Genomic DNA, 26,588 nt, shown 5'->3' on the forward strand with positions numbered 1-26,588 from the left:
TAGTATGACAAAACGTTCCCTGGCCAGCAATGACATAACGGCTTTTTCAGGTCGGCCTTATGTCAGAAATGAAGGAAGGACGGGCTATGCTATTTTGTCTTCCATAGGGAATATATGGTATACCAATTTCTTAGGCCGGGCCACAAAGGTTGTCCCATACCACATCCTGTCGGTGGATCGGGCACATTGACCTTTAGCTTCACCTGTTGCCCAAGCAACAGAAATCGAATGGGCATATGAAGTTGTTCCACCCAATCCAAAACATGATGTCCATCATGTTTTTTCAGAAGTAGTTCCCATACTTTTGAAACAGGAACAATCCACATTATCAGAATACAAAAAACTACTAATGTATGAGTGAGTTAAGATCGAATTGATTTCAATATGTTTTATGATCGGTGTACTATTTTTTTTAATTTTAATAGGTGAAGCAAACCATATCGAAAATATTATCCCTGTTTCTAGCCTGTTCCGTATTGGTCAGTACGACTTCCTTTGCTTCCAACGCCCATTTTTGTTGTAACAAATTGGTCAGTTTTTCCGTGACAGGAAAGGCAAAACCCTGCGACCAAAAGCTTCAAAACCCCAAAAGCCCCTTAAGGAAGTGTTCTTTGGAGCAAAAGAATTGCTGTAGCACGGCTACTTATGCCAATTTCGGCAAGAATGACCTGATGGTTCGATCTTTTGACCTTGATTTCGATACACTCTTAGTTCCATATACCTCCATTTTTTACCATACCGATAGCTTTGGTGGGCTACAGGAAAGCATTGTTCCTTTTAAAGACTATATCCCCCCTTGGGTCGAACGAAACCTCCCTATCCTCCACAGGACTTTATTGATTTGATTTTTTTTTCCACCTTGGGCACTATGCCCTGGTTTGTCCCTTTGTAAGGACATTCGTCCTTTAAATGGCTGGGGCATTTTCAGGACAATACATTCTGATCTGTTGTAAAAACGACGATTTATCAATGGAGATTGTAACAACAAATGGTTATATCACAATAACCCAAAATCGAAACCCTATGAAAAATTATGATACCCTTTCAGAAGCCATATCCGATTTACAGGCAAAGGGCTATACCTATGATTTTAATCTCAAGCCCCATTGTCTGGAATGCGCTTCCCTTAAAATCGAAATTCGACCGGAGGACTTTAAGGTCGACCAGACCCATCGTTTTGAGGGGATGAGCAGCACCGATGACAACAGCGTGCTGTACGCCATATCCTCCAAAGATGGCATCAGGGGCATCCTGGTGGATGCCTATGGCGTCTATGCCGGAAACATTTCTGAAAAAATGAGAAAAAAATTACGATAACCCTTAAAAAGAACCGATGATGGAAAAGCACCAACACCACGACCATTCACGGATGAACCACGATAAGACCGACCACTCCAAAATGGACCATGGCCCTGGGGGCCATTCTGGGCACAACCCCGCACATGGCCAAATGGGTCATGACCACCACAAAATGATGATCGCCGACTTTCGAAAGCGATTTTGGACAACGCTGGTACTCACCATACCCATTTTGTTCCTATCGCCCATGATCCAGGATTTTTTTGGGTATGAATTCCTGCTTCCCGGTAACCCTTACTTTCTTTTCGGGCTTTCCACCATTGTATATTTCTATGGGGGATGGCCTTTTTTGAAAGGTTTTTGGTCAGAAATAAAACAGGGTGCACCGGGAATGATGACCTTGATCTCCATGGCCATTTCCGTAGCCTATTTCTATAGCACGGCCACCGTATTCGGACTGAAGGGCCAAGACTTTTTCTGGGAACTGTCCACCCTTATCGCCATCATGCTACTCGGGCATTGGATAGAGATGAAGAGCGTCCTTGGTGCCTCAAAAGCCTTACAGTTGTTGGTCAGCATGATGCCTGCCGAAGCACACCGTGTCAAAGGGGAAACCATAGAGGACATACCGTTGGAAGCGGTATTGAAAGATGACATCATACTGGTCAAGCCGGGGGAAAAGGTCCCAGCCGACGGTACCATCGTCGAAGGCAGCAGTTACCTGAACGAATCCATGCTCACGGGGGAATCGAAACCTGTAAAGAAAGAGGAAAAGGACAAGGTGATCGGCGGTTCTGTCAATGGCAACAGCACCTTAAAGATCAAAGTGGAGCACACGGGCAAGGATAGTTACCTCAACAAAGTGATCACGATGGTGGAAGAGGCCCAAAAGACCAAGTCCAAAATGCAGAACCTTTCCGATAGGGCCGCCAAATGGTTAACCTATATCGCCTTGGCCATTGGTTTTGGGACCCTGGCGGTATGGTTGGCCCTGGGTTTCCCCTTTGTTTATGCCCTGGAACGCATGGTGACCGTTATGGTCATTGCCTGTCCCCATGCCCTGGGTCTTGCCATCCCTTTGGTGGTGGCCATTTCCACCGCGGTATCCGCCCAAAACGGCCTATTGATCCGCAACAGGACCGCCTTTGAGGAATCCCGGAAGATATCGGCCTTGTTATTTGATAAAACGGGGACCCTGACCAAAGGTGATTTTGGCGTTACCCGAATCCAATCGGTCGATGACAACTATTCCCCGGATGAAGTCCTTCGCCTGGCAAGTGCCTTGGAACAAAGCTCGGAACACCCCATTGCCGTGGGTATCATCAAAAGGGCCCAAGAGGAAAAGGTCACCATTCCCAATCCCTCGAACTTTCATGCGATCACTGGAAAAGGGGTCGAGGCAACCGTGGAGGACAAACCGGTAAAAGTGGTCAGTCCCGGTTTTTTAAGGGACAACAACATTCCCATTCCCAAAGACGCCTATAGCGATGCCGCCGAAACCGTGGTATTTGTGTTGATCGAGGAAAAACTGGCCGGATACATTGCACTGGCCGATGAGATACGATCGGAATCCCAAGAGGCCATCCAAGTATTCAAGAAGAACGACATCAAGGTATTGATGGCCACTGGGGACAATGAAAAAACGGCCAGGGCCGTTAGCGAAAAACTCGGTTTGGATGGCTACTATGCCGAAGTGTTGCCCCACCAAAAAGTGGAAATAGTGGAAGAACTCCAACGTAAGGGCGAGTTCGTGGCCATGACCGGGGACGGTGTGAACGATGCCCCGGCCCTTGCAAAGGCCAATGTGGGCATTGCCGTTGGTTCCGGTACAGACGTTGCGGCGGAAACCGCCGACATCATCTTAGTCAACAGTAACCCCAAGGATATTGCCAATCTCATCCTGTTCGGCAAGGCCACCTACAACAAAATGATCCAGAACCTGATTTGGGCAACGGCCTACAATGTGGTCGCCATTCCGTTGGCCGCCGGTGTACTGTATTCCTCAGGGTTTGTCATGGGCCCTGCCGTCGGTGCTGTGTTCATGAGCCTGAGCACCATCATTGTGGCCATCAATGCGCAGTTGTTAAAACGTAAGATAGGAAGTAATCAGATCAAAGGATGATAGGCAAATAGAGCAATTTAGCATATAAAAGGGTGCATTCCCAATAGCAATACGGATTTTCAGTGTTCCCGCAATCCTATTAGGCCACTACGAAGAGAATACTGGATTCTGGTATTAATACTGCTGGAAGCCAGTTCCATTTTTCTTGAGGTGTGCCATTCCTAATTTATTTCCTTTCTTAGTAACCATTATAACCTTTGTTATGGCAAAATTTTGTTTTCATGTTAAAGTGTATACCCAAAAAGGGATTCCACTTCCCTTTATCGATAGGTCAATAGTTGAGCTCCAACCTTCTGCTTCCACGGCTTTCCAAGAGAATCAGTCTTAGATGCTCCTTAGGGGAAAGGATAAATTTGGGTAGCACAAGTACAAATCCTTGGGAAGTCCCGGTTTTAATGATTTTGGGCCGTTCAAAGATATAATGGGGTTCCAACTTGGTTTCTTGATACGAGGATCTCCGTTTCAAGCTGCCATTTATCCTTAGGGCCTCAAGGGTGCCTACTTCAAAATCAATGCCTGATCGGTTGCGCACCTCTACGACCATAAATACTTGAGCGTTTCGGTAGACCAACCTTTTCAACCGCAATCGGATTCCCTTTCTTCGTACCGATGCCAAGGCACCATTTCCATCACTTGATAGCAATCCACTTAAAAGAGGAAATCGAGCTGTGTGGGAAGCCAAGGAATCCCCTTTTTTACCAGGTAATTGCTGTACTTGGCCAATGCTATGCGCCTTGTCCACAAAAAAATGGGTTTGTGCCAAGTGTTCCCCATAGACCACCATGAAGTCGTACGCTTGTCCGTCCATGGTGATCACCAAGAGGTTAGTAATGGTGTTGGCTGTGGCCTGCAACAGCCCAAAATACTGAGCTTCTTCCCGGTTATAGGTAAAGATCGCTTTACTGTTTCCCGTTACAGCCTGTTTGATGGGACTGGAAAAAAAAAGGGCCACGTTCATTTGTGAATTGGCACGGATGGTATCCAGGGCCTTTTGGCCCGACACGGTGTGTCCATAGGCCATTAGCATTACTGCAATGATGACGTTTAGTGTTTTCATGATCTAGGTATTAAGAAGAATTGATAATGATCGGAAATCTGAACCTTAACGGTACGTTGATCGCGCTGAAATATGCGTTTGATCCCATTGAACTGGGGCACACCCGGCACATTGATCTCTCCAAGGCCCTCTTCCAAAGACCGATCCACCACTTCACCTCGCAGATGGTTCTTCACATAAATCCCTTCCTGTCCATCCTGGGCATCATAGGCTTGCATATCCATAAGGGTTGTCCCCAATCGGGTAAGTTCCACCATCACCCGGTTGGGCCTTATCTTTACAAAGCCATAGAGGCGGGTACCTCCTGGCACTCTGTTTCCATCCACAACATAGTCATGTGTGAGTCGCAAGTCCAAACGTTGTCCGTCCCGAAGGGTTTGATCTCCATCCACATACACCTTGGCCGCAGCGGCAGTTGGTAAATTTCCATCGGGACGGTTCCTTTTTGGATTGGAGGCAAAGAACAGTTGATGTGCAAGTCCCAGATCCGTTTCCGTCCTTGGGGAACCTATTGCCATGTTTTGGTCATCTTCCCTTACCTTTTTTACAACCTCCAACTGGGGCATTTCATCTACATCCGATACAGAAACTTTTTTCGCAGTAAAGACATTGGTATCAAAGACACTGTCTATGATCCGCTGCTTTTCATATTCCATATAATTTGGATTGAAATACCCTTTATCATCCACCATGTGGTCGGGATATACTTGGGGTGCCGTGGATTGTTTTTCCACCTTGATGGCTTCCACGGCTTCCAGTTTGGATTCAAATTCCACTGAAGTGTCCTCCAGATCCGGCATGGGGATCCTTCCCACATCAAGGCTTTCCTTTTTTGGCTTTCCAAAAGTGACGATACTATATATGGTGATAAAGAGTACCATACATACCAGTACCAGAACAAAAACTATTTTATTCTTCTGTGTTTTCATGAGTTTCAAGTTTACGAAGTGAGTTTTCAAAAAAATCAGTGATCAACAATCCATGTGGATTATGGGGGAAATTCCGTTCCACTTGGATCAGATGTCCCGAGGTCACCAGTTCATAGGTATCGGTGACGGTTCCCCGATTGATCCGTATATGCAATTGGGACCTAAAGGCAAAGGAAGTCCCATCCCAATCCAGCTCTGCATCGATTCTGATGACCTCTTGCACAAGGGAATATTGCAACAACCGGTTATAGAAACCGTCTGCCTTTTTCTGTTGGTAGACAGCACCCACGGAGGCATTACCCAACCAAAGGGCCCTCTCCATGTTCTTCTCATAACTGCCGGCATCCACCCCATAAAACCACCTATGAAACTGTTCCAAATGGGCCAGGGCCTCCACTTCCAGATGATCTCGTTGTTCGGCCCAGGAAAGCGGTATGACCTCCCCTTCCCCATTGACCACGAAGGCCCCGTTCAACGATTCACGGTATATCCTGCCCACTAGGACCATAGCAACCATACAGACCAAACCCGAGGCGATAACCACGGCAAGAACCACAAAACGGTTGAGCCGCAGCACATGAACAATACTTTTAAAAGGTGTTTTCATAGACTTCAATTTAACCGGTGAACAATCGAAGGGTAAAACTGGTCGCCCTTCGGTACAATTTAAATTTGAGCAAGACAATAAAGCCAATGGTCCCGAGTTCAATGATGGAGGCAAAGAATTCACTCCCAAAATCGAAACCAAAGAGGTTCCCCCAGAAGTTGGTAGTGATCTCCGTATAAAGGTTGTTGACGAAGACATTGACCAAAAAGAAGGCGGGAACCAGCATATATACTGCTGCATAGAGCTTGAAATAATTATAGGCCAATGGCCTGAACTTTTCAAAGACGGCCAAGCTGATGACCAAGGGAAAAAAGGCCTGTAGGATCCCCAATAGGAAATATCGCTCTGCAAGGAACAAAGGATAGATGAACAGGTCCATCAACCAAAGAATGACCCCGATGATAAAGGCCAAGACCTTTAATCCGTACAAAGGAGTGACCAAGGCCTCATACAACAGTGCCATGGCTTTCTTGGCGGCTTCCAAGGCACCCACATCCCGTTCCAGGTCCACATCCTGCAACTGTAATGGGAGGAGTGCCGGAGCCGTGTCCCGGTATTGGGCCTCAATGGCCACCAGGATCCCATCGAACACTCCCAATACCTCAGTGGAGAAAATGACCAAGAGCACCACCAAAAAATTCTTGGCCAGTTCCGTGGGGGTCAACCCCCAGGTATGGCCATCGGTGGAAGCTATTCCCTCATTGTATTTCTTCAAAATATTGATCAAAAAAAACAGTACGGCCAGGGTCTTCATCCCCACAATGGTATATTGGGAGAAATCACTGTCCTTGATGGTCTGGAAGACGGCATCCACATATTCCAATCCTATGCCCAAAAAGATTCCCGCCATCAGTAATTGGTTTCCCGGTTATTGATGATATCCTGCATACGCCGAAAGGAGATGATTTCCCGGTACCTTCGTGTCTTGACCTCCAACTCGGCCACCATTTCCTGCGACTGCACTTTTTTTTCCATCAAAATGGCCGTGCGCTCCGCATCGGACATCTTCAAAAAATCACTGGACAAAATCTGGTTTACAAAATCCAGGTCATCAATGGCCGTATCCATGATCTGCTCAAAGGCTCTGGATACCTGTTCCACCTCCCCTGCCTTGATATAGGGTGAGTTCAGAATATCACGAAGATCGTTCTGTACCGTTCGAAATAAAATCTCGTTGTTCCGTGCCAATTCCCGAACCGCCTTCAGTTGTTTGATGGTGTTATTGACCTTGACAATATTGTCCTTCTGTTCCTTCAGAAACTCCACGGTCTTTAGCAGTTCAGAGGTCTGTTTGGCCGATTCCAACAGGGACTTGGTCATACTGATAAAGTTCGTATTGTCATACACCGGCATCCCTTGGCAGGCAGCGCCTGCAGGCAATAACAGGGCCAAGGACAGCGCCAACATCCATGTTCTAGGATTGTTCCTTAGGTTTTGTTTCTTAACTATTTTCATATCGTTTTCTTTTGTTGATTTATAAATTCCGTAATGGCCCGTTCCATATTCCCGAACTGTTCAAAGAGTTCCATGATCTGACCATGTTCCATCCCATCGGTGAGATAGGCCGCATAGACCTCTGGGGGTACCTCCAAGCGAAAGACATTGCTTTCCTTCCCGATCTTGATAAAGATTTCGGTGTATTTGTGTTCCCCTGTCAGGTTGTTTCTAAGGGACTTCAATTGATTGAGATCATGGTTGGAGAGGTTCAATCGCCTTGCCAGTTCATCATAGCCCTTTTCGTTCCGTAAACTGTACACGACCTGCGTATTCTCCAGGATACTTGCCGAAGTGGCATTTTCCGGTAATTGGTTGATGGATTGCAGGATGATACCAATGGCCCCGTTTTGCTTTCGGATGGCCTGGTAATAGAACTCCACACTCTCCAATACATTGGGAAACTTGAGTTGCTTGGCAAACTCATCGAACAGGATGATGCCCCTTTCCGAGCGGTTTCGCCAAATGGTGCGTTGGATGGCCGACTTGATCAATTTGAGCATTACGGACAGGATTTCCCTATTGTCGCGCACCTCGTCCAACTCAAAGACAATTAAACGCTTGTCCTCGATCTTATAGGTCTGGTCTTCTGCCACATGGAACAGAAAACTGTACAGGCCCCCATCCACATATTCAGAAAGGATGTGCAAAAAGCCATAAACACTAAAATCGGATTCCTGAACTTGGGTTTCCTCGATCAAGGTATCCTTGTGCTTGTCCACGAATTGATATAGGGAAGCCAAGGAATGCCCCTCCATGATCTTATTATAATAGTGCAACAACACTTTTTTCAAGGCCACTTCCTTGGATTTGGTCACATGGCTTTCCGCCAAGAGCTCCAAAAGGAACAGGGCCAGATCTTCCAATCGTTCAGGGGTCAAATCGGACGGATCAGAAATATAAAAGGGATTAATACCCAAGTTCTTGCCTTGCTCATAGCGAAGGACCACGTGATCATCGGGATACAATTGGGCAAATTTGGCATAAGAACCCCCTAAATCGATAATGACCAGTCGTACATCGGCCTCAAAGTATTGACGTAGGATATTATTGGCCAAGAAGGATTTCCCTTCCCCTGTCGGGGCAAAAATGGCAAAGTTCCGGGCCTTGATACGCCTTTTCCCCTCGTCCCATACATCCTTGACCACAGGAATATTGTACTGTCTATCATTAAAAACGATTCCTGTTTCATCAGAGCGATAATTGGTATTGTTGATATACAGACAAAGGGCTGCCTTCAGGTCCATCACAAAAAGATCTTCATTGGAAAAGTTGGAAGCATAACTGGGATAGGAGTTCAAAAAATAATGTTTGCGCTCCTCCCCATGGGGATGATAGGGTCGTATATCCAGTTCCTTTAATATGGCCTTAATGCCAGAAGCAATGCGCTTCAACACCCCAGCTTCCGTATGCCAAAAAACAATGTTTACATGGCCACGAACGATCCGTGCGGTATCATCCCCATTGATCCTGTCCAAGATATGTTGGACCTTATTGCGAACCACTTTGTTCTGGGAACCAAAATTGGAGCTCTTGGAGAGTTCCTCAATTTTTTTATCCAATAGTTTACGCCATTGATGGGTATCATCTAGATATAGGATTTGGTTGATGATATGGTTCTCCCCCAATTCCAGTCCCAGACCGTCCAAAAAACCTTTATGAAAACTGAATCCGTCCGAACTGAATTTCCCGTTGGGCACACTGCTTTGCACGGTTTCTCCAAAACATTCTTCATTGTTGATGGCCATCACATCAAAATAATGGTCACCAATTTCTATGGGGCCTTTCCCAAACTGGATATCCGTATCAAAATCAAGATTGTATCCATTGAAATAAGCATGGGTATGCTCCAATATGGCTTCAGGTTCCATGGGTACCATGGACACGCTTTTGGAGTTGTTGATATAGGATACCGCATCGTTGACGGCGGTCACAAATTCCGCTACCTGCACATCCAGTTTCCGGTGCAACCCTTTCTCTACTTTTCGAAAGGGATTGACATATTTGGTGGCATTAAGGGCTTTATCAAGAGGAAGTACAAAGAAGAGATAACTCTGATGGTCCAAATGCTCCCTACCCACAAAATAATCATGGGTGGCCTTTGCCAGAAAGGAATCCTTTGGAAGATTTCTACCTACATAACCCTTCTTTTGATATATATCCTGCTTATGGATAACCGTACCCACGGGCAAGGATTTAAAGGCTTGGTACCACATCCCATGTAGATCCCCAAAATCCGTTTCAGAAAGGGAGTATATCTCCGGCAGTTCCACCTGATAACACAATACCACATTGCCGTTGCTCCCAAAGATCACATGGTTTTGAATATCCAGGATTGGGTGAAATGCATTGAAATTCAGTTTAGACATAGTCAAAGGGGTTCAACTGTTTTAGGCTTATGGTCTTGGGAAAGGTTTGCATCACCTTCAATTGGAAAGGTTTCTTCACCCACTGCAACAATGCCCCATAGAGCAGGGCATTGAAAAGCAGTAGGCCCACGATGACACCCAAATGAAACGAAAAAATGATGATCAAAAGCGAACAGATGATAGACACCATCATCAGGCCAAACAGTGAAATGGACAGCCCCATGATCATGGCCCGCTTTCGTATATTTCTATAGACCTCGAACTGTTTCATCAGACTACGATTCCGATGAGATAGGTAAAGATGCCCACAACAGCACCGGCGATTAGCACAAAGACCAAGACACGGGTAATGCCCCTTTTTAGGTCAGCGTTCTCCCCAAAGAAATGTCCTGCATTGAACAGGAAGCCCACCAAAAATATAACGCCAAGAATGATAGGGAATATGGCCCGAATGGTATCTGAAATATCATTGACCGAATCCTCGATGCCCCCAATCTGGGCCAAAACTGCACTGGTGGTAAAAAGCAATAATAAGGTAATAAAAAAAGATTTTCGCATATCGTAAACGTTTAAGGGTTAGACGATTATTGATAGGTGAAAAATATAATGGATATGCATTCAAATAACTGAATATCAGTTATTTGTGAATATCATTTTATCTGTATTCAAATAGGCTCAATTGGTCTGGATTCCATGCAGAATTAATGAAAAAGCGAATACTCCCTGTTCATAAGTGCTATCTGGTTCCAATCCCTCCAGCCCAAAAACGTCAAAAGTGGCTGATCGGCCCATCAAAAAGTGTTGCAATTCGCCAAAATTCAAAGCTACATGCTACACCGCCACAAAACCTTATTTTCTTTTGTCCTTACTGTCCTTATCGAATCCCACTAGGTTAAAGAGTTCCCGCATTCTTGACCTTACTCGGTTCCCATACCTTGATTCGAGTTCCTGTGCATTGAGATTGGTGGTGGCATGGGTCTTGATCTTATGGTCCGTGAACAGCTCATAGCGGGACAGCAAGATCTCCCCCATGACATTGCACTCCTTTCCAAAATGGACCCCATCGGGTTCCACTCCCAAATCATCAAAACAAAAGGATTGAGAATTCCCATAGTCCCCAATGATCTTAAAGCCCAAATGGTTGAAGCCAAAGACAATGTTCCTGGAGGGAATGACTTCATAAGGCCTTTGGTGGGGCACCATGAACTTGAACAGTTTCATCAGACTGGTCTTCCCACAGCCTACCGGACCTGAAAGGAGAAGGCCCTTATCCACATCGATCCCGAACTGTTTGCAACGTTCCCTGTCCCTGATAAAGTAGAGACTGAGCTTGTACAGCATCTCCCGGTCCTCCCTGTGCATCCTGAACTTCTTGCCGAACAGGAGTTTTCCCTTGGCATCGAGGTAGACCAGGATCTTATCGAAATCGTATTTGATCTCCCTGCCCTTCAAGGAGCCCAGTTCATAGCTTATGGCACCTTCGGTGATGATATGTGGGGCCTTAAAATTCATAGCGGTTCGTTGTAGTCCTTGTCCTTGCTAGTCCGCAAGTTGTCCAGATATGGGACAGTGGGGGTGCGTTTGGCATTGTTTTCTTCGATCTCAAAAACTTTCTTTTTCATTTTTTTCCGTTTCTTCCCGTTTGTAATGTTTTTAGTTGTTTGTATAAGTTTGTTTATAGGTACCAACGCTTGTCCATTGCTTGTCCCGAATTTGGTACGGTACTGGTCCAGGGCTTGTCCACTGCTTGTCCCAAAATCGAACATCTTGATCCGGCTGCCCTTGTAGGGATTATGGGACGGGGAGTATAGGATATAGTTCCAATGGCTGAGCTCGCGGATGCAGCGATGATAGGTCGATTTGGACCCAATCTTTGCATAGGCCATGGCCTCTTCCCTACTGATAAAGAACTCGGCCACAAAATAATTTTGGTTCCATAATTGGAACAGTCCGATATACAGGCTGATATGGGTCGGGTTCAAGCGGTTGTCCTTGGCAAACTGGGCAAACACCCCGTTCAGGTGTTTGATATAATTGATGTCCTCCATCTTAGATGCGGTTATGGACCTTGTTCTGCTCCAGTACTTCCATGATCTCATGGTATTCATAGTAGAGCACCCCTCCTATCTTTGTATAGGGCAGGGTCCCATTGATCCTTAGGTTTTGAAGGGTGCCCGGGGATATGCCCAAGAGGTCCCGCACCTCATTTGATTTGAGCCATTTTTTGTTGTGCTGTCCCTTTTCGTTCTGCAAAAGGTCCTTGATGTCCTCCAACAGTTCTATCTTGAACTCCCTTAAATCTTCGGTGGTAATGATGGTCGCTCCCATGTGTTTTGTGTTTTAATAGGAAGGGCCACTGCATGATTTTTATGTCATTTGGTGACCCATCCACTGATTTGACTTTCTGGGACAAAACTCAAAAACAAAATTGAAAAAACTTCCCAAGTTGGTACCAAGGTGGGTGTTTTTTTCTGCGCATAGGATTTGATGGTATTTGGTTCAATTTAAACAATGTACATCCAATAATAGGCTCATAAATCTCAAGATTATACCCCTATGGCCCATCAAAATGCAAATTCCCAAGTTGGTACCAACTTGGGAAAAACTAAAACTTATTCATCCAGGGAATCCATCCGTTGGTTGAGCATTTCAATGAGCTTGTCCAAAAAGCGGGTCTTACTGGTCTTTCGGGACCGGATATCAATAAAAGTGTGGTAGTAGTTACCGAGGTCCACATTGTAAAAATGTTCAAAATGCGAGGCCAACTCCTTGATGTCCGTGGTACCGCTATTGATACATTTGCTGGATTGGAGTGCATATAAAAGTTCAATCAGATCGGTCTTGTTTCCGGTCCAGAAGAGTTTTGAAGGTTTTTCCATGGTCATGTTCTTTTGGGGTTCTAAATTGTTTTGTAGGTCATCCACCTCCTTTCTCAGGTACACGATGAGCATGTCATAGGCCATGATCGTGGCCACGGTACCATCCTGACAGGTGGAGAACTGGTCATCGATCAAAAAGTGGAAGGATTCAAGGGGTAGCCTAAGGTCTCTGTTCCCCCTGACAAAATATTGTTCATCCAGGGACATTGCCCCACGACGGTAATAATTATAAAACTCCAGATTGTCATTGAAAAAGGTCTGGAACTTGTCGATCTGAAGTTGTAGGTACTTGATTTGTGCCGCATCGTTTCCCCTTGGCCGCTTGCTCTCGATATTGAACAGTTTGACATAATAGATCAGCTTACTAAAGATTTGGGGCTTGACGTGCTTGAAGAAGTAGATTTCGTCCGCTTGGGTGTCAAAGGTCTTGCCTGTAATCTGTTTTTGGAGTTTACGGATACTTTTCTCCACGAGAACGATTCCCTTTTCCGCTTTGAAAAGGATATCCCCGTTCCCGCTTTCCAAGGCATCCAATTGGCCCTCAAATTCCGATAGCAGCTTTTGGTATTTCATGACGATTTTCCATTAATGCTGGCCTTCCATGATTCCGAGCAATTCCAGGATGAAATTGTCATTGGTCTGGAGATAGGCATATTTTTTCTCGACCGTTGCACCAAGTTTCCGTTTCTCAAAGGCTGCGGTCAACCCGAAATCGATTTTGGGAATGCCCGATCCAATGGCCCGTTCAATGGTCCGATAGAGCAACTGGCGATAAATGGCAAATTCTTTCAGACCATCATAATCCATACCTACAATAGCAGGGACATAGACCTGGTTCAAATTGGTATAACAGAACATCACGCCCACTATCCTTTCAGGTTTATCCCATGAACAAAGGAGAATAAACTCCCACAAATGGTTTTCGTTCATCTTTTCAAACAGGGAGTCAGGAAAGGAAAAGGTATTGAGCCCTAAATTCCGGGACTGCACTTCCCGAAATAAGGATTTGACCTGTTCAAGTTCAGTTTTGGATAGCTTGGGAAGAACTAGGGTCTTTGCCCTATCGAGATAGGGTTGGACGTCCTTTCGAAAATGTCTTCTGTTTCTGGAGGACAATCTTTGCAAATAATCTTCCATGGAATCCACCCCGTTCAAGACAACGTAACAGGCGTTGGGCATCTGCACCCTTAAAAATCCCCCTCCATAAAGCGCTTCATTCCATACTGTATGTTCACCAAAATCTCTTAGTACAGTCATTTTGGCTCCAAACCGCTGTTCCAGTTTTTCCAAGGTTTCCAATAGCTTGTCCCTTGCCTCCTTGCCCAAGCTATGTGATGCATTCCAATAGAGGTGATCTCCTTCCGTGAACAGACAACCAAGGGACAGGATCATGGATGACAAATGGTAGGGATCGGTTTTCCTTTCCTCCTCAATGGCAGCAGAAATTTTTGCTTGTGCCAACATATCATCCTTCCAAATGGAAAGAGTTACAAAGGTCATCAATATGGGTATCCCATCAGTATCCTTTATGACCACATATCGGAACGACCAATTATGTTCTTTCCTAGGATTGCCATGAAACACGTCCTCCAAAAACTTCAGGGCATCCCAATCATAGACCCCTTGCCCACCTAAACTTTGGTTCCATGCCTCTTTTTCAACTTGGTCAATGGTATCGAATACTTCAATATTTAGCTCAGAGGATACTTTCGGCCTACTTAGGGTCTTTGGTTCCATTTTAAAGGCGTGGAATACCCTTTGGGCATCGGTCTGTGTATCTTCCAATGCCTTTGGAAAATGATATTCCATAGCCTCCACCAATCCTTTGATTTCCTCTTTTTGGTTATGCCTTGAAATCGTAATCCTTACACCCGTATTCTTTACAGGCACCGCAGGAAAGATCCCGAGATTGACAAAGAAGCCCTCCCCCATCAAACGGTTCACAAAATTGTACCCGGTCTTGGGCATTCCCGTCCCTATGTAAAATACCGGGGATTCATTCAGATCGATCAAGGGAAGTTCCGTTATCGAAAGGCAATCATTGAAATATTCGATGCGTTCCCTCAATTCTTGTTGTAGCCCATAAATCTCCTGGGATAGATGGATTTTTGCTGAGGCCATGGCGGCAGCTACCGAGGCTGGTTCCAATTGGGCGGAGAAGGTCAAGGGCCCTCCAAAGGTCTTGATTTTATCGTACATCGAAGCATCGGAACAGGCCAGAACAGCCCCGCTGGCACCAAAGGTTTTGCTCAGTGTCCCGAACAACAATACATTTTCAGGCAATTCTCCCAGCTGGTCCAACACATATCCGGTACCATTCCTTCCCACCCAACTCATACCATGTACGTCATCAAAATAAAAATGTAACTGTGGATATTTCTTTGCCAACCCCATCAGTTCATTCACCGGGGCATAGTCCCCATACATGGAATAAATGCCATCGGCCATATACCAAATCCTGCCCTTGGAATGTTGGTATTTTTTGATCTTGTCCTCCAACATCTCCAATTGGTTATGTCGGATCATCTCGATGGGCACACTCCGAGTCTTTAGCATTTTGGCCGCATTCTGTACACTCCAATGGACCTGATGGTCCAGAATGATTACGTCTTGATCGTCCACTGCACTGGGGATAACCCCTAAGTGCCCAAGGGTACTGTTTTTGGTAATGACAATGGGATAGCCATACATTTCGGAAATCGAGTTTTCCAATTCCTCGTATAATGGATTGGAAATATAGGATTTGGATAACGGAAATTGTGTCCCATAGCTATCAATGGCCTCTTTGGCGGCCTTTTTTAATCTGGGATCCTGTTCCAATCCCAAGTAACCTGTAGTACCAAAGTGGTACAGTTCCTTTCCCTCTACCTCAATGGTCCTGCCCGAAAAGGATGTTCCCCCGGCATAGAGATGAAGTACCCCGGCGTTTTTGGCATCGGTAAATACCTCATGTACGGTGTTCAAAAAATTGTGGTGTTTGATCTTGGCCATTTTATTTGATTTAATTTGTGATAAAAAGAAACGGATTTTGTAAGTTGATAAAGCATACATATTCTATTTAATCCTTTTCAGATAACAAATACTCCTTTTCAGATAACTTAAACCCTTTTATTAAGCCAAATAGCCCTCCTGTATAAAAATCAATTGCAGTAATTTTGTAAATTGATTGCGCTAACCAGTTTTCCGGAGATGAAAAAAACACATGAAAACAGCTATGCCATATATCTGTTGACTGATGATCTTTTACATATTATTTACAAGAAAGTGCCTTGTATCAATGTTAAGGCAGCACAACTCATAGTCAAGGATCGGATGGAATTACAAGAAGGTAAAGCGATGCCGGTGCTCTGCGATATACGGGAGGTCAGGAATATCGATAAGGCCGCAAGGGACTATTTGGCTTTGGAAGGTTCCCTTTGGATCAAGAAACTGGCCTTTTTGATCGATCCACCGGTTACGGATATGATCAGCTCCATTTATCTGGACACCCATGCCCAGAAGGTGCCTACACAATCCTTTACCAAAAAAGCGGAGGCACTGGCCTACTTGGGTATTAAGGAAACCGATGATAACTAATCTATACTATTAAACAGGATGCCGAACAGCGATGACTTTAGGGTAAAACGGATACAAAAGATGCTCTTGGAAATGGCCAAGGGCAATTTCTTCTATAGCATTGAACCCATGGACAAGAATGACAATATTGCTTCGTTGGTGGTCATGTTGAACATGGTCAATGAGGAAATAGGGGCGGCCTTTATCCATCAGGGTTTTGCAAACGCACACAACACCCCACAATGTGTCATCCAACTATCCATGATCTTGGATGGGAATGGTCAAATCGAATTTCTCACCAACGGCACCTGCTCCCTATTGTCCTATCCCCCTAAGGATCTTTTCGGAAAACATATCTCTGAATTCATGACTGAAAGGTCCCGGGAAAGATGGACCAAGAAGATGGCCAAACATTTGAAGCGTGAGCGGTCTGAAACGGTATTGTTCCTGGAATTCATTACGAACGATGGTCTTTTACTGGCCAAGGATTGTCAAATATCGGTGTACCAGGCCTTGGATGGGAGCGGTCAAAAAACCCTGTTGAACTCCGTATTCTTTTCCAAGGGGGAACCTTTTGAAACGGGACTGCCCAAAAATAAACTCAAAGTGACCAAGGGCATCAAGGAGCATAAAGTCACGTTGACACCAGAGGACATCCAAATCATCAGGGACGTCCATGATATGATCATCAACAATCTGGACAAGGACCTTCCCACCTTGCAGGATCTTGCCCGTCAGAAGGGCACCAATGAGTACAAACTGAAATATGGCTTCAAGCAGATCTACGGTACGACCATTTTTAGATTTCTGATCAGGGAACGTCTTCGAATGGCAAGGACCCTGATCCAGCACAGCACCCTGACGATAAAGCAAATCATACAAATGACCGGCTTTAAGAGCAAGACCCATTTTTCAAGGGCATTCAAGGACAAATATGGAATGTCCCCTACTGATTTAAGGTCATAAAAACCTTAAAATCATGTATTTACTCCGTTTCAGATAACAAATACTCCCTTAGAGATACATCAGACTCCCGAACTTTGTCATATCAAATCAAAGGATATGTCACACAAAGGAATCTACTCCAAACTTATTACCCTGTTCAGCCTTTTGTTGACCATCCTTTTCGTGTATACTGCGGTCAGCAAATTGATGCATTTGGATACCTTTCAATTGAGGGTGGAGCGTATGCCCTACATTGCATCCTATGCCACAGTGATCTCATGGGCCGTGCCCTTTCTGGAGCTGGTGATCGCAGGCCTATTGTGGTTCACAAGATACCGCATCCTGGCCCTATATGCCAGCTTGGTCCTGTTAGGCTCATTCACCATCTATATCCTTATAGTCCTAAAATACAGTGAGTCCATCCCTTGCTCCTGCGGCGGGGTCATTTCGGCCCTCGGTTGGAGGGACCATATACTATTGAACATCTTCTTTATGGTCCTTGCCCTATTGGGAATTCTTTGGTCGAAGAAACAATACAACATCCAAACAAATCAAAATACTGTACAGTAGGGGAAGCCGAAAACCTAGAAAAGAGTAGGCATTAACTTTTATACTTAGTATTATGAAATCTAATTTTTTAAAACTTGTTTTACCTGCCTTCGCCATCCTTTTGGCGGTCGGCCTAGCCTTTGCCACAGAGGAAAGCAATCTTCCTTATGTGGGCTATATCGCTACCCAGTCCGGGTATGCTGAAATTCAGACAGATTGTCCCAATCTTGGTGAGGGGTACTGTTATGAGGGACTCGATCAGGTGTTCAATGACAGTGGGTTGACAGACCCTAAGCGTACATGGGATTAAACACCATAGTGCGTTAGTCAAGATGAGGCTGTCCTTTTGGACAGCCTCATTATTTTATGATAAACCATTCCAAATTCAACCAATTGCCCTACCCGATGCAACACCAAATGTCGACACAAATGATCTTTGGGTCTTTTTAAATGAACAATAACCCGTTGATGCAAAATAACATCCTAAACTCCAAGTCAACATAATTTATCGCATTCCTTAGGGTACACCAGCGATCTTATTCACTATAGGCCTGGCCACAAATCATTCTTTCAAAGAGTCGTCAAAAAGCTTGGTTGACCCCTTAAGGTTGCCATCTCCTTCCTATAAAAAAAGCCGCCCAGAAATTGCTTTCCAGACGACTTCATCACTAATTCAAAAAAAATGATCTACTATAAAAAAAGAAAGGTCAATTAGGATCCATCAGAAATACCTTTTCCAACTTGGCAAGGCATAGGGTCCAATGACCATTCTGCTCCAGATGCCTTTCCTGCCGCAACTTTTCATCCATCTGTATTTTTAATTGTATGAGTTGTCCCATCATCATGCCTTTGGCATAATCGGTTTGGGCAAATACATCAAGATTGCGTTTCACATCTGTACCTTCTTCCAAAACAATCTTTACCAACGAATCGATATAGGCTGCCTGCAACCCTTGTTTTCTAGGCTCCACAAACCCACCCTTCCCATTCAATTCACTAAAAAGTCCCCTTTGCAGTTGTACAAAATAGGTATTCATAACCCCTTTGAAGCCATGGATGGTCTCCATATATTGCAAACGTTTCATGAATTTCGGCTTCAACATCTCCTGTAACAATAACTGTTGGTATGTAAATAGCTCATCCGGAAAGGTCGTAAACCGTGAATAGGTATTGAACGTTGGTCGGGCCAACCACTCTGGGGGTTCAACAATCTGATCGACCAAAAAATCCATGGCCTCCCGTTGGGTTTCCAAGGGAATGGGATCATACATTTTCCCGGGTTGATCCATCGATTTATAGAATACCTCAAATCCACCTACCAGCGAAAAGACATGCCTCATAGTGAAATACCAAAGTTCAATGGCCTCCCTATGGATACGTTCCATACGTGCATTGTCCTTTTGGCCCTGGTTCAGTTTAGGCAAGAGCGCCATGGCCCTCTCCAGATTTTTCATGGCCAATTTGGCGCCTTTGACAGGATCATCCGTTTCGACGACCTCATCCGTTGCGGTCGGACCGATGAATTCACCCTGATCGTTCGTATAGCGATACCAAGGAATGGTATCCTGCAATCGAATGAGGCGTTCCAGACTATCGTTTTTTTTTTCAGCCGACCAACCCTCAGGAAACTCCTGATATCCCCATCGGATATAGTATCCATCCGTTGGACCCACTCTTTGTATCAAAAGGGAAGGGGGAATACTATCTTCGGGTTGTGCCATATTGTTATGACGGGCATAATTCATAATACTCGGGGTATGGCCCATCGTTTGAAGCCATTGTACATCACCCATTTTAACAACGGGGTACCGATATTCCCCATAGCTATTGTCAGTAATCCCAAAAGCATGACCTGTTTCATGGGCCACCAAGGATTGTATCAATTCCCCCATGAGTTCATCGGGAAAGGGATAGGTTTGGGCACGCTCATCCAAGGCCGCGCATCGGATAAAGTATGCATCCATCAGATGTTCATAGGAAGAACCCAACAGAATATCGGATTTTATGATCTCTCCCGACCTTTGGTCCACCACCAAGGTCACGGTCGAACCGCTTCTTTTTTCCCCGAACTCCCTGATATTCCCATTCCTGAACCATCGAACTACTGAAGTTCCCAGACCATGGCTCGACCACTCATCCAAGGAATCGACCTCATGCACAACGATGGCATCTTTAAAACCTGCCGACTCGAAAGCGGGCAGCCATTCCAAGATACCGGCTTTGACATAAGTCCTCCATTGCTTCGGGATGTCAGGGGACATGATAAAGGTGATGGGACGGATGGGAACACTGGTCTGCCTATCCTTATATTTTTTTTCCAAACGCCAACGGACAATACTTCCCATATCATTTTTGGTACGATCGCGGTGGTTGGGCATACCCTCGATCAAAAAACTCATTCGATAATCAAACCGTCTGGGATCCATGGGACTTGACAGCTTCATAAGGCTATAATAAACCGGCTGTATGATTTTGACGTTTTTCTTTTGTTGGCCCAGATGTACCTTGACCACTACCTCATCCCCCATCACCTTGGTGCCGACAACTCTGGTCAATTTTGGTACATTGGGTGTATTGGATAGCGTTTCCCATCCCAGGGATCCATCAAATAGGATATCTGTGATATTGATACGGAACCTATCTTCGTTTTCTTCCATGATATCAAAAACACCCAATATGTTCGATTCCACATCCGGATCATTTCCCACAGGCAACCAAATACCTGCCTCCGACCAAATCCTAGGTTCCTCCAAATAAATCTGGTTACCATATTTCCTGAACACCACCTGTTTGGTTTCATATCTATGTAATCGACCGATTCTGGTAAGAAGCATGGGTTGCCCCATGTAAGATTTGGAGAGGTCCATAAAAAGCTGACCTTCCACTAGGGATGGGTTCAAAAAAGTCTGTGTTGTTGATGGGACTTCCCTAAACTCGGTCCCTCCAATCGGATTTTGGGCCATTCCAAAAAAGGGAACAGTCAAGAACAACCCCATCCATAAAAAATATTTCATTGTTTTTCGGTTTTTAAGGACAGGCACTCCCCTACCACAGTACTGAACATTTCCAGACTTGTTTCCAGAGAGTGCCCACCGGATCAATATCCTTGGTTTTGTGGCAATAGATTGGGATTGGCCTCCAATTCGATCTCAGGTATCGGAAAAAGTACATCCGTGTCCTCCCAATCCGGTTTGAACATCCCCAAAACCGCTGTGGCCCTACCCGTTCGCCTTAGATCGAACCAACGATGTCCCTGTTCGGTGAACAGTTCCACCCTACGTTCGGCAAGAATGGCTTCCAAAAGTTCACTTTCCGAATTGGCCGTGGTATTGGCAAGCCCTGCCCTATTTCGAATCATATTAAGGTCTTCACTGGCACCGATCAAATTTCCTATACGTGTCCTTGCTTCTGATCGGATCAGATATTGTTCCGCCAATCGAAAATGGATGGAATATTCAAGGGACTCCGTCACATCAAACCGTGCCTTGTACTTATAGGGATAGTACAACGTGATGGTCTGCTCTTCATTGGAGATGCTATCGATCCATGCCGACCTTCGACCATCACCATCCTCAAAAGCGGAAAGGAGCCCATCGGTCAAGGCAAAAGACTGGCCAGGTACAAATGGGATGATCAATTGACTGGCCTCTTGGGTATTCCCCGGAAATTCTCCATGCTGCAGTTGCCAAATCGTTTCCATTGATTCCTTTAGGAACACCATTCCCAGTTCATCCTCCAAACCAAAGTTCCCAATGACATCGGTTGCCTCGGCCTCGGCCAAGTCCCATTGGTCCGTATAGAGGTATACCCGTGCCAACAAAGCCTTGGCCACATTTCGGTCCGGAACCAACCGTTCTTCATTCTCGATGGTACTGTTTTCCATAAGTCCCACAGCCCGCACCAGATCTGAAATAATCCCTTCATAAACTAAGTCTTCGGACATCCGTGAGACTTGATTGTTAAAGGCATAGTCTGTGGTTGTGATATAGGGAACATCCCCAAAAACGGATACCAAAAGACTGTGCATGAAGGCGCGGACAAAAAGTGCCTGTCCCATAAACCTGTCTTGCTCACTCTCTTCCAAATCGGTGGCCCCTTCAATCCCTTCGACAATGGCATTGGCCCCGTAAATGACCTTATAGGCTTCACTCCACCAAGCCAAAACCTCGGTATTGGGTGGCAGCACCCGGTTCTGGTAGAATTCCAACAATTGGGGATTGAAGCCATAGTAGTCCAGTTCATCACTGTATATGGCCAATCTAGTGGTAAACCCATAGTTGCCGGAGACCATTCCAGATTCCCGCATGGTAAAATACAGGTCGGCCATGGCGGATTCCACCGTAGATGGATCATTGAATACGGTCTCGGAGACCATGATGTTCTTTGGAGGGTCGACTTCCACAAATGCCGTACAGCCCATAATTCCTATTAAGGGTATTATCAATAGACACCTTTTCCCAGACAAGGAGTTCCATTTCATTATTAAATACTTCGTTATTGTTTTCATGATACTTTTTTTTAGATGGTTAGAACCCTACTTTTAGCCCCAAGGTCAGTTGTCTCAGTGGTGGCAATCGGTTGTTGAGTGTCTGTTCCGGATCGGGCCCCTTGTATTTGGTAAAGGTCAAGAGGTTCTGCCCTTGCAGGTACACATTGACATCCAGACCATTTTCCAGATGGGGCACTTTGTAGTTCAAGGAAATATTGCGCACCCTGATAAAGGAGGCATCCGACACGGCGGCACTGCTCCTTCGCTGAAGGTCTCCATTGTTGGAGCCGGCAATCAATCCCGACGAGGCGACTTGATAGTTGTTCATATCACCCGGTTCCCGCCATCTATCGCGGTAGAGTTCGACACCGGCATTTCTCCTAAACCCGGGAACCGCGTTGTCCCGGAGGGTATTATAACCCTTTTGCTTTTTGAACTGTAGGAAAACATCAAAGGTCAGGTTACCCCAGTTGAGGGTATTCCCGAGACCCCCATAAAATTTGGGTGCCAGATCCTCAATCCATTGAAGATCCCCACTGCTACTGATGTTCCCATCCCCGTTATAGTCCTCGATCACGTATTGTCCAGTTTCGGGATCGACCCCAAGGGATCTGTACAGCTTTACAATGGATAAAGGTTCACCTATGACATAGCGATTGGCAAAAGTGGAAGTTTCCAAACCATCATAGCGCACAAGTTTACTCTTGGGAACCGATATATTAAAAGTCGTGGACCATTTAAAGGTTTCCGTACTTAGATTGGCTGAACGAAAATCCAACTCAATACCGGAGTTCTCCACCGTGGCATCGAAATTACCGGTAAGCTCGGAAAACCCGGTCGTGGCCGCCAAGGGCACCCCCACCAGTTGATTGGAGGAACGGTTCCTGTACCATGATGCATTTACAAATACACGGTCCCTAAAAAACCCAAGTTCAAGCCCTGCCTCCAGTTTTTTGTTGACCTCCCATCCGAACAAGGGATTAAAAATGCCCGAAGGACTCAGAATGGCGACCCCGTCATAATCGGAACCTGTGACCGTATAGGTATCCAAGAACCGGTAATCCCCGATATTATCACTCCCTGTGGTACCATAACTGCCTCGGAGTTTTCCAAAACTCAGTACGGAACTATCAGAAAGGAGGGCCTCTTCGGAAAAGATCCATGCCAATCCAACAGCACCGAAATTCCCGAACTGTTTGCCCGGACCAAAGCGGGAAGACCCATCCCTCCTTCCTGTCAGGTTAAGGATATACCTGTCCAAAAGTTTAAGGTTGACCCTCCCGAACACCGCATTATACTTATAATCGCTGTCGGCACTGTTGCGGACCTCCACACGATCGGCAGCTGTCAGGTTAAAGATCAGTGAATTGTTGGGAAAGCCCGTACCCCGCATCACCAGTTGCTCGGTAGTTTCCTGTTGGAAAGTGGTCCCCAAGAGTACATCCATGGAAAGCATTTTCCAATCCGTTTTCCATTGCAACTGGGGTTCAATGATCCATGAATTCCGCTTGGAACTATTTGTGGTCAGGCTGGAATAGCTTTGTGGGGTAAAGTTGAACCTTGGGTTTCTTGCCGAACTCGGCAGGGTCCGGTACGAATCCAAACTATAATCCGTATAGCCCATGCTCGCCCTTACTTCCAAATCCTTCACAAGCTCATACGAGATCAGGGCATTTGCCAGAACAGTTCTGGTCTTGACCCCAAATTTCTCTTCAAGGGCTGCCAAAGGGTTGTCCCATGTATTGTTTTCCCAATTGAGATTACCATCCTCGTCAAATAGTGCAGGTGCATTCGGCGCCAGTGTATACGCTTGAAAGCTTAGGTCCGACCGTGGCAATAGATTATCCTCTTGGCTATAACTGGTGGAAAGGTTCAACCGGAACCGGTCATTGTCCGATCGGTGGTTGATATTGCTATGCACATTGGCCCTTTTATAATTGGCATCCCCAGGAAAGACTGTCGTTTCTTTCAAAAAGGCACCACTGACCAAAAACTGGGTACGTTCACTTCCCCCGGAAACCGAAAGTTGGGCATTGTTCCGATACGCCGTTCCCCCTATAAGTTCCCTTTGCCAATCGGTATATCGATCTTGGTCCCATAGGGTAATATCCGGCCAATAAAAGTCATAGGCGGGCACGCCCAAAAAACCATCAAGTCCATCATTGCTGACCCCTTCCCTTCTCACCTCCAGATATTGCTGGGTGTCCATCAGATCCATAAATTGGGAAACCTGGCCAAGGGAAGTACTCAGGTGGGCATCGAACCGTGTTTTACCTGCCCTCCCCTTTTTAGTGGTGATCAGCACCACACCATTGGCCCCTCTTGAACCATATATGGCAGTGGCATCGGCATCCTTAAGGACTTCAATGCTCTCAATGTCATTGGGATTGATGGCATTCAGGGGGCTGATATCGCTGTTCACGATATCCCTGGATATATCTTCGGAACCCAAGGATTGGGATCCGTAGGGCACCCCATCCACAATGTATAAAGGGTCTGTCACCCCGTTGATAAAGTTTTGTCCGCGCACCTCAATGGAAAAACCACCTCCCGGAACCCCTGTGGACTGTACAATGTTCACTCCGGACAGATGTCCCTGCATGGCTGCCAGGGGATTGGCCACGGGTTGTTTTTCCATCACATCGGCCTTGATGGTGGCGATGTTTCCCGTACGTTCGCGCTCGGACACGGAGTAATAACCCGCATTGAGCACGACTTCCCCCAAAACGGTTACATCCTCCTCCAATTGAACGATAACTTCCTCTCGACCAGCAATGGGAACAGTGAGGGATTTAAAGCCCACCATGGAAAAGATGAGCACATCGGTAGGACCCGCATTGATAGAAAAAGAACCATCAAAATCTGAGATAGTTCCAATATTCTTGGATTCCACCACAAGGTTCACCCCGGCCAGGGGATTCCCAGAAGTATCGGTCACGGTGCCGGAAACAGTGGCCTGTGGTGGTTCCAAGACTGTGCCCGCCTGCGCATGAAAAAAAATAAAGGGCATAAAAAAAACATATAGTAACATGAGCAGGAATCCCCTGCGCATGCCTGTTATTGAATGTTGCATAAATTGAGTTCGTTTGATTTTTTTGTTAGTTATTAATTACACTACCCAAAAAGCCACGGGAAATCCGTAACTTCCAGAAGGGCATCAAGGTTCGGACAAAGGCCATCCTGTCCAAGGGAAAAAAGCCCATGGAAATGGATTCCTAAACCAAAAAAAGACCGTGATTTCGTGTAGGGTCGGTTACCCAAAAAGTGTAGTCGTTAGTTGTGGGACTAAAGGATATCGTAAACCGAAAGATCAGTGTAACGGGTATCCCACAACCCTAGTCTTGGGATTATACGGGATTCTTTGGCTTCTTTTTAAAAAGGATATCGAACACCGAGTGTGATGTCCCAAAAACAGGAGAATCACACAGAATGAACCCAACATAAAAAAGTTGCCAAATGTTTCCCATAACCCAAATGGTTAGGCGACACTTCAAAAAAACAAAGGAATCAAGCGCTAAGAAGAAAGTTACAATGAACCAATACCAAAAAAAAGGCGCGGAACTCAACTTACCATAGTAGAGGTACTGGTATACCTTGCAGATGATAAGAAAGCCCACGCCCCGGGTCGTGAGCAATCTACTTATCCTCTCATCTGCATAAAATTACCAGTTTTCTACTATGAGAATCTAAGCGAATGCTTCAAATATTGTCTATACGAAGTATCGCAAAATTACTATAAACTGAATTGTATTATCAGTTATCACCTCAAATATATAAAAATAATCGGTACGCCAAAACGTACCGATAAATTGTTTTCTAAATAGTTACTTGGGACTATGAAAAAGGAGTTAGAAAAGCTTATAAGAATAAAGATTGCTATTAGCTTAAGAAGACTTCTTGAAAACAGCAAAAAATTTCTTCAAAGTGATGACGATATTGCGCAGAGCTACAATCAAATAGCAATTATTACCGGTCTAAGGAAAGGTACTGTTTCCGATACTTTTAATGCAAAATCTACTCCTGGGTCCGGCACATTAATCCTAATCGTAGAATCAATGGGATTCGACCTTAGAGATTTTTCAAAGCTTTATTGTTCAATTAATGAAAGTGAGATTAAAAGTTTTAATGTGATACTTGATTGATAACTCGGTTACTTTAGCAAGCTCTTCTTTTTTTCTAGAAAATTCTTACATTTAAATTCTATTATCCCCCAAAAAATTTATTGAATACTAATAAAGCTATGCTTTGCATTCAATTGCAGAACTTGTGAATAAGATGACCAAATTGGTGGCAT

Annotated in this window: 25 protein-coding genes; 9 read left to right on the forward strand and 16 right to left on the reverse strand. The window is 45.2% G+C overall.

The annotated features are described in order from the left end of the window. The 4 genes from A7D14_RS20180 to A7D14_RS01170 form a co-directional block, all read left to right on the forward strand. Positions 1-190: hypothetical protein (locus A7D14_RS20180; protein WP_218058493.1), on the forward strand; the 190-nt coding region annotated here is incomplete at its 5' end. Positions 191-425: 235 nt separating this feature from the next. Continuing rightward, entirely contained in the window at positions 426-845 is a 420-nt protein-coding gene (locus A7D14_RS20525) for an HYC_CC_PP family protein (RefSeq protein WP_067029091.1), read from the forward strand. A 178-nt stretch (positions 846-1,023) separates the two neighbouring features. After that, positions 1,024-1,317, forward strand: a complete 294-nt coding sequence (locus A7D14_RS01165) for a phosphoribosylpyrophosphate synthetase (protein ID WP_067029136.1) — start codon at positions 1,024-1,026, stop codon at positions 1,315-1,317. A gap of 16 nt (positions 1,318-1,333) precedes the next feature. Then, on the forward strand, positions 1,334-3,421 hold the full coding sequence (locus tag A7D14_RS01170; RefSeq protein WP_409552656.1) for a copper-translocating P-type ATPase: 2,088 nt from the start codon (positions 1,334-1,336) through the stop codon (positions 3,419-3,421). Between the two features lie 271 nt (positions 3,422-3,692). Here the strand turns inward: A7D14_RS01170 and A7D14_RS01175 are convergent, their stop codons facing one another. The 13 genes from A7D14_RS01175 to A7D14_RS01235 all read right to left on the reverse strand — a co-directional run bounded on the left by A7D14_RS01175 (position 3,693) and on the right by A7D14_RS01235 (position 15,747). Further along, positions 3,693-4,478: a DUF4138 domain-containing protein gene (locus A7D14_RS01175; protein WP_067029093.1), complete on the reverse strand. Its 786-nt coding sequence runs from the start codon at positions 4,476-4,478 to the stop codon at positions 3,693-3,695. Beyond that, positions 4,475-5,407, reverse strand: coding sequence for a conjugative transposon protein TraM (gene traM / locus A7D14_RS01180; protein ID WP_067029095.1), 933 nt, complete (start codon positions 5,405-5,407; stop codon positions 4,475-4,477). Before traM ends, A7D14_RS01175 begins: the two co-directional genes overlap by 4 nt. Further along, positions 5,388-6,014 carry a conjugal transfer protein TraK gene (locus A7D14_RS01185; RefSeq protein WP_067029097.1) on the reverse strand — a complete coding sequence of 209 codons (627 nt, stop codon included), beginning with the start codon at positions 6,012-6,014 and terminating at the stop codon, positions 5,388-5,390. Before A7D14_RS01185 ends, traM begins: the two co-directional genes overlap by 20 nt. A gap of 10 nt (positions 6,015-6,024) precedes the next feature. Continuing rightward, positions 6,025-6,864, reverse strand: a complete 840-nt coding sequence (locus A7D14_RS01190) for a hypothetical protein (protein WP_176712344.1) — start codon at positions 6,862-6,864, stop codon at positions 6,025-6,027. Further along, positions 6,864-7,469 (reverse strand): conjugal transfer protein, encoded by a 606-nt coding sequence (locus A7D14_RS01195; RefSeq protein WP_083157924.1) that lies wholly within the window; start codon positions 7,467-7,469, stop codon positions 6,864-6,866. The genes A7D14_RS01190 and A7D14_RS01195 overlap by 1 nt, the downstream gene beginning before the upstream one ends. Next, complete coding sequence (locus A7D14_RS01200; RefSeq protein ID WP_067029101.1) at positions 7,466-9,877, reverse strand: TraG family conjugative transposon ATPase; 2,412 nt, start codon at positions 9,875-9,877, stop codon at positions 7,466-7,468. Before A7D14_RS01200 ends, A7D14_RS01195 begins: the two co-directional genes overlap by 4 nt. Then, positions 9,870-10,148 (reverse strand): hypothetical protein, encoded by a 279-nt coding sequence (locus tag A7D14_RS01205; RefSeq protein WP_067029103.1) that lies wholly within the window; start codon positions 10,146-10,148, stop codon positions 9,870-9,872. Before A7D14_RS01205 ends, A7D14_RS01200 begins: the two co-directional genes overlap by 8 nt. Further along, positions 10,148-10,435 (reverse strand): hypothetical protein, encoded by a 288-nt coding sequence (locus A7D14_RS01210; protein WP_067029105.1) that lies wholly within the window; start codon positions 10,433-10,435, stop codon positions 10,148-10,150. Before A7D14_RS01210 ends, A7D14_RS01205 begins: the two co-directional genes overlap by 1 nt. Before the next feature lie 291 nt (positions 10,436-10,726). After that, entirely contained in the window at positions 10,727-11,389 is a 663-nt protein-coding gene (locus A7D14_RS01215; protein ID WP_067029107.1) for an ATPase, read from the reverse strand. Continuing rightward, complete coding sequence (locus A7D14_RS01220; protein ID WP_067029109.1) at positions 11,386-11,925, reverse strand: hypothetical protein; 540 nt, start codon at positions 11,923-11,925, stop codon at positions 11,386-11,388. Before A7D14_RS01220 ends, A7D14_RS01215 begins: the two co-directional genes overlap by 4 nt. A gap of 1 nt (position 11,926) precedes the next feature. Further along, a complete protein-coding gene (locus A7D14_RS01225; RefSeq protein ID WP_067029111.1) occupies positions 11,927-12,205 on the reverse strand; it encodes a helix-turn-helix domain-containing protein in 279 nt (92 codons plus the stop codon). Positions 12,206-12,489: 284 nt separating this feature from the next. Continuing rightward, entirely contained in the window at positions 12,490-13,329 is an 840-nt protein-coding gene (locus A7D14_RS01230; protein WP_067029113.1) for an RteC domain-containing protein, read from the reverse strand. Between the two features lie 12 nt (positions 13,330-13,341). After that, a complete protein-coding gene (locus A7D14_RS01235) occupies positions 13,342-15,747 on the reverse strand; it encodes an aminotransferase class I/II-fold pyridoxal phosphate-dependent enzyme (protein WP_067029115.1) in 2,406 nt (801 codons plus the stop codon). 198 nt (positions 15,748-15,945) lie between these two features. On the opposite strand from A7D14_RS01235, the gene A7D14_RS01240 reads away from it, so the two are divergent. The 4 genes from A7D14_RS01240 (at position 15,946) to A7D14_RS01255 (ending at position 18,115) form a co-directional block, all read left to right on the forward strand. Further along, positions 15,946-16,332, forward strand: coding sequence for a hypothetical protein (locus A7D14_RS01240; protein ID WP_067029117.1), 387 nt, complete (start codon positions 15,946-15,948; stop codon positions 16,330-16,332). Between the two features lie 18 nt (positions 16,333-16,350). Next, positions 16,351-17,277 (forward strand): helix-turn-helix domain-containing protein, encoded by a 927-nt coding sequence (locus A7D14_RS01245; RefSeq protein WP_083157925.1) that lies wholly within the window; start codon positions 16,351-16,353, stop codon positions 17,275-17,277. A 96-nt stretch (positions 17,278-17,373) separates the two neighbouring features. Further along, a complete protein-coding gene (locus A7D14_RS01250; protein ID WP_067029121.1) occupies positions 17,374-17,826 on the forward strand; it encodes a MauE/DoxX family redox-associated membrane protein in 453 nt (150 codons plus the stop codon). A gap of 52 nt (positions 17,827-17,878) precedes the next feature. Then, complete coding sequence (locus A7D14_RS01255; protein ID WP_067029123.1) at positions 17,879-18,115, forward strand: DUF6520 family protein; 237 nt, start codon at positions 17,879-17,881, stop codon at positions 18,113-18,115. 397 nt (positions 18,116-18,512) lie between these two features. On the opposite strand, the gene A7D14_RS01260 is transcribed toward A7D14_RS01255, so the two are convergent. The 3 genes from A7D14_RS01260 to A7D14_RS01270 all read right to left on the reverse strand — a co-directional run bounded on the left by A7D14_RS01260 (position 18,513) and on the right by A7D14_RS01270 (position 25,304). Then, entirely contained in the window at positions 18,513-20,819 is a 2,307-nt protein-coding gene (locus A7D14_RS01260) for a zinc-dependent metalloprotease (RefSeq protein ID WP_141673188.1), read from the reverse strand. A gap of 83 nt (positions 20,820-20,902) precedes the next feature. Beyond that, on the reverse strand, positions 20,903-22,312 hold the full coding sequence (locus tag A7D14_RS01265; protein ID WP_083157927.1) for a RagB/SusD family nutrient uptake outer membrane protein: 1,410 nt from the start codon (positions 22,310-22,312) through the stop codon (positions 20,903-20,905). Between the two features lie 19 nt (positions 22,313-22,331). Then, entirely contained in the window at positions 22,332-25,304 is a 2,973-nt protein-coding gene (locus tag A7D14_RS01270; protein WP_255307364.1) for a SusC/RagA family TonB-linked outer membrane protein, read from the reverse strand. Between the two features lie 826 nt (positions 25,305-26,130). On the opposite strand from A7D14_RS01270, the gene A7D14_RS01280 reads away from it, so the two are divergent. Continuing rightward, on the forward strand, positions 26,131-26,436 hold the full coding sequence (locus A7D14_RS01280) for a hypothetical protein (protein WP_067029132.1): 306 nt from the start codon (positions 26,131-26,133) through the stop codon (positions 26,434-26,436). Positions 26,437-26,588: the final 152 nt, after the last annotated feature.

The sequence above is a fragment of the Allomuricauda sp. CP2A genome, assembly GCF_001683915.1.
In the GTDB taxonomy this organism is placed as follows: domain Bacteria; phylum Bacteroidota; class Bacteroidia; order Flavobacteriales; family Flavobacteriaceae; genus Flagellimonas.